Here is a 12,548-nt window from a genome sequence, read left to right as displayed (position 1 = left end):
CGCCAATGACAACCACATCCTCGACGACCTCAGCCTTGTCAGCAGCCATGTCGGCGGCTCAGTCGGCTGCGGCGACAAACTCTTCCGTATCGACGACGACATCTTCCTCGACCAGCTCCTCGTCGAATGCGCTGGCGTCCCTTTCGAGTAATTATAGCACTTTCCTGACCCTGCTGACGACGCAGTTGAAAAATCAGGACCCATCCAGCCCGATGAGCAGCGACAGTTTCACGTCGGAACTGGCGCAGTTCGCCGGCGTCGAACAGCAGGTGCAGACGAACACGAATCTTCAGACACTGATCGATCTGACGCAGGACGGTCAGGAGTCCTCAAACCTTTCTCTGGTTGGGGAAACAGCGATTGCGACGACGAGCGAGCTGCCGCTGCAAAGCGGTGCGGCGAACGTGTCCTTCACGACGACGAGTGCGGAGCCGATTGCGATTGCGGTCACCAACAGCGCCGGAACGCTGGTCAAGACAGAAGAACTGACCTCCGCCGTTGGCAGCAACACATGGACGTGGGACGGCGTCGATAACAGCGGGAATCAGTTGTCTGACGGGTCTTACAACATCGCGATCGAGACAAGCGATTCTGCGGGCAACACAACGGCGGTGCCGTTTACCGTGTCAGGCAAGGTCACGGGCGTCACTTCGGGCGACGGCGTGATTTATGTCGATATGGGCGCATCCCAGGTCGATATGTCGAAAGTATCGTCGTTTTCAGGGACCAGCGCATCGTCCTCTGCATCGTCGGCGACCTCGTCCGGTGCGTGAAGCGGAGTGGAAGCCGATCCCCGACAATGCGCGTAGCCGTGGCGTCCGTAGATACGATCGGAAAGATGGTTTTCTGCAGAAGGAGTTTCAGGCGGCGTCTGGTCCCGCCGGCTGCGTGCGCATCCTTCTGAGTGAGTGAACAGGCCTGCAGGTTTAGCGGGGTTGGGTGAAGCGTCCCGTCCCATCCCATCTCTCTGAATGCCGTCAGCGAGATGGCGGCGCGCCGACGCTCAGACAAATCAGTTCAGGATGAGAGAGCCGCTGCCAACGGCGTAAGATAATTCGCCAGTTTCACGCGTAAAGGCATCAGATAGACCGATCCGCCGTCGCTTCGGACGGCGCGAATGGCCGCGTCGGCAAATGCGATGTTCGCGTCGAGCGTTGGCTCGAAGTTTCGCGGGAAGATTACACGGTTCGTGGTTTCCCAGTAAGAACGGGACCGGGGGCCGATAACGGGAGACAGGCCCCAGAATACGGTCTCGCCCGAAAGCCACTCTCTGCAAAGATCAAGCATACGCATGTCGAATATGGGTTGCGTGAAAAACCCGCGGGCTCCGGCGTCGCGCTTGCGTTGAATGGCGTCGAGTTCCTGATATGGCGCCTGGCGATATGGATCGAAAGCAGCATAGACGGCGATCTCAGGGGCTTCGCGCTGATAGCGTCTGATAATGCTTTCGCTGGAGTTCGGGAACGTGCGCCGGTTGAGGTCCGCTGGCGGGTCGCCTCGAATGACCAGCACTTCCCGGATCGCGGGGTCGTCGGTTCCAGGAAGCGGTTTGTTGGGATCGACGTCGATAGCCCGTATATGCGGGATTGCGGCGCTGACCCGGTCGCGCACGAGGCTGACCGCCTTCCAGCTGCGAAGATCAAAACGCATCAGGTCCGGGATGTTGATCGTGTCGGCTTGCGGCGCGAGGGCCAGAGCCTCTTCAGCGTCGTTGCGCAGGCTGGCTTCATCCCGAGGGATGAGCTCTACGGAGACGCGGCGTTGATTGGTGAGGGCGGAGGCGATGGGGCTTACGTCAGGCATAGCGTATCATAGCGTATTGGCGTCGCAGAAGTGAAATCCGACCCGCCGGGCCGCAGCGCCGAGTAGGGGGCGTGACTTAGAAGGGCGATTTTTTTGGCGACGTCTCTCTGGAAGGACAGTATCTGCGGCTCGTAACGGCCCGACAGCGATGTGACCGGACTTGGGGATGGCTTAAGAAGATGACTCAAAAAACGTGGGCGCGAAGTTTTCTTCATAACATCTGAAATCTATCGGAAGCCAGGAGCTGGGTGCGCTTAGAGCGCCTTTCAAACTCCTTGTACTATTTTGAAAGGCGCTCTCAGGGTAAGCTCAGATGGCGACAGGGAGCCGATGATTATTCCTCTCCTGGCTGTTTTGGATCTGGTTCTTGAAGTGGTCCGCCTTGCGTGGTGTATTTTCCTCAATCCTTCGACGTGCGTCAGTCTCATACAGCGCGAATACTTCAAAGCTTTTTTATTGCCGATATGAGGCTGGACGAATGCCGTGTCGTCGGAACGTTCTACGGTTTACGCGTGTACGGATGAAGAGCGCTCGTAATGTATATCCTGAGCATGATAAGGTAATCAGCATCGCAAGTCAGAGAGTCATAATATATTTCATAAAATGGTGATTTTGCGAGGATTTTTCGTGATGTATTTTTCTGAGATGCTTTCTGCAAAAGGACGGCGAGTGGTCTGTTGCCGCTGTCGTCATTAATCTTGAAATGCCATTGGTAAAAACCGGAAGGAAAAATAAAGATCATAAGAAAATTGAGGTGATGTTTTTTTCATAAAAAACTCGAATATGTCTGTAAGTCACCTGATTTGGTTTTGGGATGCTGTATTATGAATCTGGATAGACGAAGTGGCATTTTCTAAAATTCTAATTCTGGATTTTTCCTCGGAGCATGTAGAATTTTCCATCGAATGGCCTTTGATGTGCTGGATGGTGGCGAGCCTCCAGCTTTGCACAGGGCTCCAACTGAGATGGTGATGGCGCCTCCTGAAAGCAGGTCGGCATCATAAGCCTTGGGCTTGGCGTTTGTATCGGATCGTTTTCCTGACTTCGCTCTCGAGACGGACGTATTGCGCAAATTGTACGGCGTTTGTTGTATGAGGGTGACTTTGGAAATGTTTGACGGCGACGTTTAGGTCCCAACCGTCAAATTTTCCACGTATTTTTAATAAAAACAAACAGACAGAACGATATGGTGAGCTGTTACGCGAAAGTCGTCACTATCCGCTGCGCCGCGTCATTCCACAAAACAGGCTTGAACCCCGTCACTACGGCTTCCGCCTGTGCGAGCGTAGGCGGCTCGAAAATCATTCGCTCAATGACCTGAAATGCTTCGGACACGTTATCCGGATCGAAACTGTCGACCAGCCCGCCTCCGGCTTCTGGCAGCGACGCCCGGTTCGAGATCAGGCAGGGGCGCCCGTGGGCGAGACTCTCCGTCACCGGCAAGCCCCAACCTTCGTAAAAAGATGGAAACACCGTGAACAGCGACCTTTTGTACAGCGCGTCGATCTGCGAGTCCGACGGCCCACGCACAATGACCAGATGCCCATTCAGGTAATCGCTGTTTCGGATCTGCTGCATGAGATCGTCCACCAGCCAGCCGGGAGACCCGGCGAAGACCAGTTTTGGTAAGGTCTCAGGCGCGTGGCTCTTCAGCAATTTCCGCCAGACGCGGAACAGAAGCGCATGGTTCTTGCGCGCTTCGATCGTGCCGACGCAAAGGACATACCGTCCCAGCCCTTCGGCCATTGCGGCGGCTTCGTGGTCTTCTGCTGATGCGCCGGTGAAACCGCTGCCCATCGGAATGACGGTGACAGGCGCGCGCAGATTCAGCGATGCGCTGGCGGCGTAGGATATGATGTCATCGTGTGTCGCGTTTGATATCGCGAAAACTGCGTCGCATTCAGGCAGCACAGCGTCATGCCAACGGCGGAAGACGCGGCTGAGTCCCGGGCGACACCATTCGGGCCAGAGAAGAGGGATCAGGTCGTAGATCAGCAACCCGATACGCATTCCGTGCTGGTCGCGGCATCGCCGGAGCAGGGATGCATAATCAGCGTGCGACCATGCAGCGCCGAGGACGAGCAGGACGTCGCCCTGTGCGGGCGAGAACACTGCGGGGGACGCGTCACTGTCGCCTTTAACGCCCCGCCGTTCGTCGAGGGCGCGCACGGCGGCGCCTTTTGCCGCACGAAGCAGGGCGCCGCCACTTTTCGCAGCGGCTACCGAATGGCTGATCGTCTGTCCCAGCGGCACGCGCAATTGCGTCGGGAGTTTCAGCGCGAGACGGCGAAGACGCGACGGCGCCGCTTCACCCGCTCCGCCTCTTTCAAGAACGCCGGCGGGGCCCGTCTCGGCGGTCATGCGGCGGTAGAGCGTGTAAATCTCTTCCCATTGCACCGGGATGAGATCGCCGCCCGAGACGGTGTGGCGCACAAAGCGCACCCGTCCAGCAAGCGCAGGATCGCTTTGCAGGGCCAAGCAGATTTCGAATGCGACGCGCTGGATGCCGCTGGGACGTCCGTTAGCGCGCGCATATTCGAAGAAGTCCTCGACGTCGATCCAGAAGGTCGGTCGCGAAGCCACGCTGGAAATTGCCGCTGACGTCGGATCGCCTTGCGGTTGCCCCTGCACGGTCATGCGTCGTCCCGGACGCGTCGCCGCCAATCGTCGAGCACGGAGCGCAGGGTGTCGTCCCACGCGATCCGGGGGCGCCATCCCAGCAACTCGGCGGCGCGGGCGGATGACCCTGCTGCGCGAGGCAGATCGACCGGACGGAGCTTGTCGGCGGCGATCTCGACCTTCGCCGCGACGCCAGAGAGGCGGAGCAGGTCGTCGAGAATGCTGCGGATCGAACGCGTCTGGCCAGAGCAGAGGTTCAGGATCGCGCCTTTTGGCAACGTCGCGCCGTGCGTGAGGCAGGAAGCATAGGCCGCACATATGTCGCGAACGTCGAGGAAATCCCGTTCGGCGGACAGGTTGCCGACCGAGATCAGCGGCTCCTGCCGGCCTGCTTCGATGCGAGCGATCTGGCGCGCGAAAGCGGGCACGACAAAGCTGTCGGTCTGACCGGCGCCCGTGTGATTGAACGGGCGCATCCGCACGACGCGCAGGCCGTCGTTGGCGAGCGCGCCAAGAGCGAGATCGGCGGCCGATTTCGTGGCCGAATACGTGTTTCCGGGTGCGAGGGCGGCTGTTTCGTCGAGCGGCGCGCCGCCCCGAAAACTGTCGCCATAGGCCTCGGAGGTCGAGGTGAAGACCAGCAGGGCCTCTGGCGCGGCGCTCTTCAGCGCATCCGCGACGTTGAGAACGCCGCCCAGATTGACCCGCCATGCCAGATCCGGCTCGCTGCGGGCCTGCCCGATGCTGGAGACGGCGGCCAGGTGGAAGCATATCTGTGGCTGAACCGCCTCGACTGCGTCGAATACGGCCTGCCTGTCCGTCACGTCGAAAGAAGGGGTCAGCACCGTGCAGTCCGGGCGCTCTTTCGCGAGCATGGACTGGAGATGCTTTCCGACGAAGCCGCGCGCTCCGGTGATCAGAACCCGCATCGCGGCCTCCCGCGTCAGAGACCGGCCTTGGCGCGGTGACGGACCAGATCGGCGTCGACCATTTCGCTGACCATATCTTCAAGCGATGTCTTGGCTTCCCATCCGAGGGCTTTCTTCGCCTTCGATGCGTCGCCGAGCAGCACTTCGACTTCCGCCGGGCGGAAGAAGGCGGGATCGACGCGAACATGCGCTTCGTAATCCAGACCGACATGACTGAACGCGATGCGGCAGAGGTCGCGGATGCTCGTCGTGCGGCCGGTGGCGACCACGTAATCGTCCGGCTTGTCCTGCTGGAGCATCAGCCACATGGCTTCGACGTAGTCGCGGGCGTGGCCCCAGTCGCGCGTGGCGTCGAGGTTGCCCAGCGCGAGTTCGTTCGCAAGGCCGAGCTTGATCCGCGCGACGCCGTCGGTGACCTTGCGGGTGACGAATTCGATGCCGCGTAGCGGGCTCTCGTGGTTGAACAGGATGCCCGAAGAGGCGTGCATCCCGAAGCTCTCGCGGTAGTTCACCGTCATCCAGTGCGCGTAGAGCTTGGCCACGGCGTAGGGCGAGCGCGGGTAGAACGGGGTCTTTTCGCTCTGGATATTTTCCTGGATCAGACCGAACATCTCCGAGGACGACGCCTGATAGAAGCGCACAGCCGGATTGACGATGCGCGCGGCCTCCAGAACGTTGGCTGCGCCAAGCCCGGTCACGTTGCCTGTCAGCAGGGGCTGTTGCCACGATGCTGCGACAAAGCTCTGCGCCGCGAGGTTGTAGACCTCGTCAGGCTTCACCGTTTCCATGATGCGGATCAGGCTGGAAAGGTCGGTCAGGTTGCCGTCTACCAGTTCGACCCGATTGGCGACGTTCAGCCAGTGCAGGCGGGCGCCGATCACGTCAGCCGACGCGGAGCGACGAACCAGCCCGACCACCCGGTAGCCTTTGGATAAAAGCAGCTGGCTGAGATAGGCGCCGTCCTGGCCGGTAATTCCTGTGATCAGGGCTGTGGGCATGCGTGTGCTCGCGAGTTGTTTCTGACAAAGGGATGACGAGAGATCCCCCCTCGTCCGCGTTCTGAATAGTCGACTGCTCTGGACATTGCCAGCCGGAGAAGACGACGGAGGGTATACGGCGCGCAGAACGCCCGGTTACGTTCTGATATGTTTACAGTGCGACTTTACCCTTTCGCGGGAGCGCGGCTAGGATCGCGCCATGTCAGCGGGCGACCGCATATTCGACCCGCGAGAGGTTTTCTTCGTGACATTCCGCCGAATCTGGCTGGGCCTGACAGCCGCCGCTCTTTCGACACACGCCGCATTTGCTGAGCCGCCGGGCGCTGGCAGCGTCCCAAACGCCCAGTTGCAGAAGGAGGTCGCAGTGCTGCAGAGCGATCCCGAGGAAGCAAGCCAAGCCTGTCTTGATGCGCTCAAGGAACTGCATGAGACGCAGGACAAGCTGTCGGCGGAACAAGAGCGGAGTCACGATCAGGATCTGGCGGTAGCCCAGGACGTGCTCGAGTCCGATTTTGAGAACGCTATCGAAATGTGCGGACCGGACGCCCGCCGCATGTGCGGCAAGCACAACCCGTCGAACAAGTTGGCGCATGCCTGCGAGATGCTGGGCAGTGTCCCGAACTGATTTTCCGCGCGGCTGTCGGGCCGCGCGTCGTCGGGCAGGGTTACTTTGAAAATGAGCTCGAACGAACTGTGTTTGCTCGCACGGCTTCGCGGCAAAGGCCCGGGACTGAATCCCTTGATGGACGTCGCCGTTTGAACAGGTGAGACGTCTGGCAAAATCAACGGGTGAAACGTTTTCGTTGAATCGCCACTAAATCCATATCTGTTCAAAATGGTTTGCCGATATGGATTTAGAACGTTGTTATATTAGAGCCTATTCATTCGACCCGATGAGTTCGTCCGTTCGGATGATGCTCTGGCGGCGATATTCTGGCTCAGCGTTTCGTGTCACCCGACCAGCCGTTTCTGGCTGATCGGATGACGCCCTAATCCGGCAATGACACCGCGCGTTCCACGCCTGTGGCGTCGCATAGCGCGGCCGCTTTTTCACGAGGCGTGAGTGCGCGTTGGGCGTCCGCAACCGTGCCCGCTTCCGTCAGTTTAAGCACGCCGACAAGCCGCTCCGCATCAATGGCGTCGCCTGGACGACGGGGCGGCGGCAGCATCGCTCTATGCGCCGCCAACAGGACCGGGTCCGCCCGTAGCGCGGCAATCGCTTCGCGTGGACCGTCGGGTTCCGGCGCGGTCATCGCGGCGGCGGCTTTCTTCAGAACATCGGGGGGCGATGTTTCTTCGGGCACCAGCAGCAGGCCGGCGCGCTTCATCGCCAGTCCGGCGTTGCGGCTGGCGGTCCAGGCGGCGAGGGGAATCGCCAAAACCAGCCCCAGCAGCACCGGCGACATCCAGAGGAACAGGGCTGGCGAGACGATCCACGCACATGTGCCAAGGATCAGCCCGAAGGCGGTGAAGCGCCAGTAACCACGCACGATCTCGCCGAACGGAACGCCGCCATCGTCGCGACGCTGCGCGTTCCAGCCGGAGTCCTGACCGCTCAGGATGGAGATCACGCCGGACGTCTGGATCAACATGGCGATCGGCGCGATCAGGCCGCCAATGAGCGTCTCTACGACGATCGACGCCGCTACGCGGATCGCGCCGCCGCATCCCGACATCGTCCGGCGGTCAAACAGAAGCGCTGCGAAAGCAAGCAGCTTGGGCGCCAGCAACACGCCCATCGTGCCGATGAACACGAATTTTGCCTGTACCGGGTCGACTTGAGGCCAGTGGGGATAGAGAGTCTTAGTGTCGCCGAAATACTCAGGCTTGTCGAAGCGGGCCTGCAACGAGATCAGGATGCCAACCAGCAGGAAGATCAGCCACAGCGGGGAGGTGATATAGGAGCCGATGCCCATCGCCATGTGCAGGCGACTCAGCCAGTGCAGCCCCTGCGTCGGCAGCACCTTGTAATGTTGCAGGTTCCCCTGACACCAGCGGCGGTCGCGGATGGCGACGTCGGTCAGGGAGGGCGGGCTTTCCTCGTAAGAGCCCAGAAGCGCCGGGACCATGTGGATCGCCCATCCGCCGCGTCGCATCAGCGCGGCCTCGACGAAATCGTGGCTGAGGATGTGCCCGCCAAACGGTTTGCGGCCCGGCAGATGCGGCAGTCCTGCCTGCTCTGCAAAGGCTGCTGTGCGGATGATTGCGTTATGGCCCCAGTAATTGCTGGCGGCTCCGTGCCACCATGCGATCCCATGCGCGATCAGCGGGCCGTACACGCGCCCGGCGAACTGCTGCATGCGTGCGAACAGGGTGGTGCCGCCCGCAATGATTGGCAGGGTCTGGATCAGTCCTACCTCTGGGTTCCGCTCCATGGCTGCGGCAATACGCACCAGGGTTCCGCCGTCCATCACCGAGTCGGCGTCCAGCGTGACCATCAGAGGATAGGCCGCGCCGAAGCGGTGCACCCATTCTCCGACATTGCCCGCCTTGCGTTCTGTGTTCTTTGGGCGTCGACGGTAGAAGATACGCGATGAATCGCCTGTTTCTTCGCGCAGCGCGAGGAAAGCGGCTTCCTCTTCGATCCACACGTCAGGGTTTGTGGTGTCGGAAAGGATGAAAATATCGAAATCGTCCGCGCGCCCGGTCTCTCGCAGGCTGGCGTGAATGGCGCGCAGTCCAGCCATAACGCGGTGCGGGCTCTCGTTATACGTCGGCATCAGCAGCGCCACGCGAGTGCGTAACGTTGGCAGAGAGCCGGTAGCGTCGATGCCGAGCCCCAGCCCGCCATGCGTCAGCAAAGATACGAAACCGGCGACAGCCGAAGTGAGCGCCAGCGCGATCCACAAAAACAGCGTGATGAACAGGATCAGCATGACGACGCCGAGGATCGACACGCCGTTCGCGTCCAGCACGAGATGCATCTGCCACGCGCCGTAAGCGGTCAGCGCGAGCGCTGAGCCGATCACGAGCGTGCGACGGAGCCGGATCATGCCCGGTTCGGTGCGTGAGAATGTCGGGCGACCATGCCGGTCGGGCGCAGAATGTAGATTCTGGACGGGCATCCGCAGCGGCGCTTCGGGCGGAAGGGCGCGAAACGTTGTTGCGGCGTCGGTCGGTCCGGCGTGGTCTGTGGCGTTCAGGGTGTCCAACGGTACATCCATCGTTCAGAGACAGGGCCTTGCTCGTTGGCCAGAACGGCGGTCAGTTCCACCAACTTGGCGTCGCCCGGCGCGAATTCGAACGTGGTGCGCCAGCCCTTGATGTTGGGGTTAGGCTCCACCACCACGTTACGGATCGCGCCCGCCGAGGTTTGCGGGATGAGATGGAATTTCGCATCCGGCGGGGCGTTCGCAACTGCGCCGCCCGTGAAGTCGATGGCGAAGAAGCGAGCGTGCTTGTCGTCGGTGACAGCGCCGACGCGTGTGGCGCCGATCCGTGCCAGTTGCGTCGTCCCCGGCGCGTCCCAACCCCAGTACATGCGGTAGGTGTAGCCGTATTCATGTCCGGCCTTCAGGGAGTCCTTCGGACGCCAGAAGGAGACGATGTTATCGTTGACTTCGTTGGGCGTCGGGATTTCGACGAGATCGACCGCGCCAGCCCCCCAGTCGCCGATCGGCTCGATCCATAGCGACGGGCGCTTTTCGTAATTGAGCGCAAGATCCTCGAAATCGTGGAATGAACGGCGGCGCTGCATCAGGCCGAACCCGCGCGGAGAGGAGTCTGCGAAGGCGGAGAACTGCAAATCCAGCGGGTTGCGCAGGGGGCGGAAAAGCTGCTGGTCAGAACCGGTCCAGATCTGCAGCGCCTCGCTGTCATGGGCGGCAGGGCGCCAGTCGTCGACGTGATTGCGGTCGTTGGCGTCGAAATAAAACATGCCGGTCAGTGGCGCGATACCGGATTCCGCGATCTCGGTGCGTGGGAAGATGGTCGATTGCACGTCGAACACCGTCGTGTCGCCGGGGCGGATTGTGAAGCGGAAGGCCCCCGCGACGGACGGGCTGTCCAGCAGCGCGTGCACGACGACAGAATCGACGCCGGGTTGCGGCTTCTCCAGCCAGAATGCGCGGAACAGGGCGAACTCCTCGCCCTTCGGATCGCCCGTGCCGTCGGCGAATCCGCGCGCGGACAGACCATAGTTCTGTCCCTTGGCGACCGCACGGAAATAGGACGCGCCAAGGAACACGCAGAACTCTTCCATCACGCCGGGCGTGTTGATGGCCGTACGCAGGCGCAGGCCCGCGAACCCGATGTCGTCCGTCACGCGCAGCGAAGGGTCGCCGTAGGAGAACAGATCGGGGTTGTACGGGACCGGCGCGGCTTTGCCATCGACGACCTCGAAAATCTCGATACGCGGGCGGTAGAGGAAGCCGCGCGGGAAGAATTCCACGTCGAAGGCCAGATTCTGTCCGTGCCAGAGCGCCTGATCGGCTTTGTAATCGATCGACCGGAACTGATCGAAATTCAGGGAATCGATCGCTTTCGGCAAGCTCTGGCTGGGCGCCTGATAGGCGCTTCCCGCGATTTTGCGGGCAAGTCCGACGACCGTGCTGTTGCTGTCGAAGGGGGTCGCGCCTGCGGGAGCGGCGGCGGCGCTCGAAACGCCGAACAGTTCGGCGGCGAGGGAGGCGATAACCGCGCCGCCGCCTGCACGGAACAGGTCGCGGCGTAAAACAGAAGATGACACGCTACGGGGTCTCCCAAAATCGGCCCGCCGCGACGATCAGGAACAGCGCGAAAGGGGCGGCCGCGTTTTTCACAAGGCTGTGGCTTTTTAAGGGCGGCGCAGCAAGCTCTCCACCGCGCGCAGGCTTTCGTGCGCGCCGTCGCAGGCGCGCTGTTCGGCCTCGCGATAGCACCGGATCACCTGCTGGCCCGCTTCGGAAAGCCGGGCGCCCCCGCCGCCGCCGGGCTTTGTCTCGACCAGAGGATAGGCGAACTGGGCGTTGAGCGAGTCGATCAGAAGCCACGCGCGCCGATAGGACATGCCCATCGCCCGACCGGCTGCCGAGATCGAGCCAGTCGCGGCTATTTCTTCAAGCAGTCGGATCTTGCCATGACCGAGAGCAGCGCGGCCGTCCACGTCGATCCGGAGCGTCAGCCTGATGCGTGGGGGCGAGGCGTCTTTTTCGCTCATTGGCATCTTATCCTTGGTCACTGATCGGGCATGCGCTCGCGCTTTTCGCATGACGCCCCGTCCCGGTGAGAAAGCAGGCGAAGTCGCCCAGGTCGACGCGCAGCACGCGTAGTACGAAACGCCAGACCTGATCGTCGATGGCCGCTTCGTCGGGAAGCCCGGCCAGCGCCGCGTCAGCATCGGCGCTTTCGCGTGGCTTGTCGCCAGCCTCGGCGTCGCAATGATCGGCGATCCAGTCCAGTGCGGCGGTCATGCCGCGTTCGAACTGTTCGACGTTGGCGATCTCATGCACCGGGCGCGCCAGCGCAACGCGTGCGACCACCATGGCGTCGGTTTGCAACTGCCGCAATGTGGATGGGAGCGCAGCCAGCATTGGATCGCGGCTTTCCAGCGGACGCCAGTGTTCCCGACGCGCTTCGTCGACATTGGCGATAACGTTCCGGAGGGACGTCGTGCAGGCGTCGCCGAGTGCCCGGATTTCCTTCCACCCGATCGCGTCGTGGGAGGCTTGTGCGAGGATGTCACGCAGCCCCCGGATCATGATCCCGGCTTCCCGGAACGCATCGCGCCGGGGCTGTTCCCGTAGCACAGCGAACGAGACGATCATGGAGACGATCACGCCGGTCAACACGCAGAGCACGCATTCGAACGGGACGCCAAATGGCGAACTGGCCGACGGGAACAGCATCGCGATCGTGAGCGTGACAGGGCCGAGGCGCGTCTGCGGACGCCAGGAGGCCAGCGCGGCCAGTGGAATCAAGGCTCCCCAGTAGGCCAGATGGGCGGGGACGCCCGCGAATTTGGCGCAAAGAGCGAGAATTCCCGCTGTTCCGCCTATGAACGCGCCAAGAAGCTGGCTCCGTCCGTTCGTGTAGGTGGCGCTGATCGTGGTCTGCGTCACGACTGCGGCGGTGATGACGGCCCAGCCGGGATCGTACAGGTGTAAGCCGTAGGCGATGGCTTCGGAGAGACCGACGGCGGTCAGCAGACGGATTGTCTGGCGTTGGACCTTTCCGCCGATCCAATCCATCTTTCCTGATCTCAACATGAAACTCTCGATGA

General features: G+C 61.5%; 10 protein-coding genes. 2 read left to right on the top strand and 8 right to left on the bottom strand.

Going from position 1 to position 12,548, the window contains the following annotated elements; genetic code table 11:
• Positions 1-5 precede the first annotated feature (5 nt).
• Positions 6-773: a flagellar hook assembly protein FlgD gene (locus tag J2D73_RS13845; RefSeq protein ID WP_207882190.1), complete on the top strand. Its 768-nt coding sequence runs from the start codon at positions 6-8 to the stop codon at positions 771-773.
• Between the two features lie 244 nt (positions 774-1,017).
• Here the strand turns inward: J2D73_RS13845 and J2D73_RS13840 are convergent, their stop codons facing one another.
• The 4 genes from J2D73_RS13840 to gmd form a co-directional block, all read right to left on the bottom strand.
• Positions 1,018-1,803 (bottom strand): methylenetetrahydrofolate reductase, encoded by a 786-nt coding sequence (locus J2D73_RS13840; protein WP_207882188.1) that lies wholly within the window; start codon positions 1,801-1,803, stop codon positions 1,018-1,020.
• A gap of 1,197 nt (positions 1,804-3,000) precedes the next feature.
• Positions 3,001-4,440 carry a glycosyltransferase family 4 protein gene (locus J2D73_RS13835; RefSeq protein ID WP_207882187.1) on the bottom strand — a complete coding sequence of 480 codons (1,440 nt, stop codon included), beginning with the start codon at positions 4,438-4,440 and terminating at the stop codon, positions 3,001-3,003.
• Positions 4,437-5,351 (bottom strand): GDP-mannose 4,6-dehydratase, encoded by a 915-nt coding sequence (locus J2D73_RS13830; RefSeq protein WP_207882185.1) that lies wholly within the window; start codon positions 5,349-5,351, stop codon positions 4,437-4,439. Before J2D73_RS13830 ends, J2D73_RS13835 begins: the two co-directional genes overlap by 4 nt.
• Before the next feature lie 14 nt (positions 5,352-5,365).
• On the bottom strand, positions 5,366-6,349 hold the full coding sequence (gene gmd / locus J2D73_RS13825; RefSeq protein ID WP_207882183.1) for a GDP-mannose 4,6-dehydratase: 984 nt from the start codon (positions 6,347-6,349) through the stop codon (positions 5,366-5,368).
• Positions 6,350-6,548: 199 nt separating this feature from the next.
• Here gmd and J2D73_RS13820 point away from each other — a divergent pair, with 199 nt between their 5' ends.
• Complete coding sequence (locus J2D73_RS13820) at positions 6,549-6,974, top strand: hypothetical protein (protein ID WP_207882180.1); 426 nt, start codon at positions 6,549-6,551, stop codon at positions 6,972-6,974.
• Positions 6,975-7,338: 364 nt separating this feature from the next.
• Here J2D73_RS13820 and mdoH read toward each other — a convergent pair whose 3' ends face one another.
• From mdoH to J2D73_RS13800, 4 genes are all read right to left on the bottom strand, one after another.
• On the bottom strand, positions 7,339-9,513 hold the full coding sequence (gene mdoH / locus J2D73_RS13815; RefSeq protein ID WP_207882178.1) for a glucans biosynthesis glucosyltransferase MdoH: 2,175 nt from the start codon (positions 9,511-9,513) through the stop codon (positions 7,339-7,341).
• Complete coding sequence (locus J2D73_RS13810; RefSeq protein ID WP_207882176.1) at positions 9,489-11,036, bottom strand: glucan biosynthesis protein; 1,548 nt, start codon at positions 11,034-11,036, stop codon at positions 9,489-9,491. Before J2D73_RS13810 ends, mdoH begins: the two co-directional genes overlap by 25 nt.
• 87 nt (positions 11,037-11,123) lie before the next feature.
• Complete coding sequence (locus J2D73_RS13805) at positions 11,124-11,486, bottom strand: winged helix-turn-helix domain-containing protein (protein ID WP_207882174.1); 363 nt, start codon at positions 11,484-11,486, stop codon at positions 11,124-11,126.
• Between the two features lie 7 nt (positions 11,487-11,493).
• Positions 11,494-12,534 (bottom strand): FUSC family protein, encoded by a 1,041-nt coding sequence (locus J2D73_RS13800; RefSeq protein WP_207882172.1) that lies wholly within the window; start codon positions 12,532-12,534, stop codon positions 11,494-11,496.
• Positions 12,535-12,548: the final 14 nt, after the last annotated feature.

The sequence above is a fragment of the Acetobacter sacchari genome, assembly GCF_017377715.1.
Classification (GTDB): domain Bacteria; phylum Pseudomonadota; class Alphaproteobacteria; order Acetobacterales; family Acetobacteraceae; genus Acetobacter; species Acetobacter sacchari.
Note: the sequence above shows the minus strand (reverse complement) of the source record. Positions and strands in the feature narration are given on the sequence as shown.

Excerpts from the sequence above, each read along its gene's own strand:
- J2D73_RS13835 (WP_207882187.1), bottom strand. The coding sequence starts at position 4,440 with ATGACCGTGCAGGGGCAACCGCAAGGCGATCCGACGTCAGCGGCAATT.
- J2D73_RS13840 (WP_207882188.1), bottom strand. The coding sequence starts at position 1,803 with ATGCCTGACGTAAGCCCCATCGCCTCCGCCCTCACCAATCAACGCCGC.
- J2D73_RS13845 (WP_207882190.1), top strand. The coding sequence starts at position 6 with ATGACAACCACATCCTCGACGACCTCAGCCTTGTCAGCAGCCATGTCG.
- J2D73_RS13805 (WP_207882174.1), bottom strand. The coding sequence starts at position 11,486 with ATGAGCGAAAAAGACGCCTCGCCCCCACGCATCAGGCTGACGCTCCGG.
- J2D73_RS13800 (WP_207882172.1), bottom strand. The coding sequence starts at position 12,534 with ATGTTGAGATCAGGAAAGATGGATTGGATCGGCGGAAAGGTCCAACGC.
- J2D73_RS13830 (WP_207882185.1), bottom strand. The coding sequence starts at position 5,351 with ATGCGGGTTCTGATCACCGGAGCGCGCGGCTTCGTCGGAAAGCATCTC.
- gmd (WP_207882183.1), bottom strand. The coding sequence starts at position 6,349 with ATGCCCACAGCCCTGATCACAGGAATTACCGGCCAGGACGGCGCCTAT.
- J2D73_RS13820 (WP_207882180.1), top strand. The coding sequence starts at position 6,549 with ATGTCAGCGGGCGACCGCATATTCGACCCGCGAGAGGTTTTCTTCGTG.
- mdoH (WP_207882178.1), bottom strand. The coding sequence starts at position 9,513 with ATGGATGTACCGTTGGACACCCTGAACGCCACAGACCACGCCGGACCG.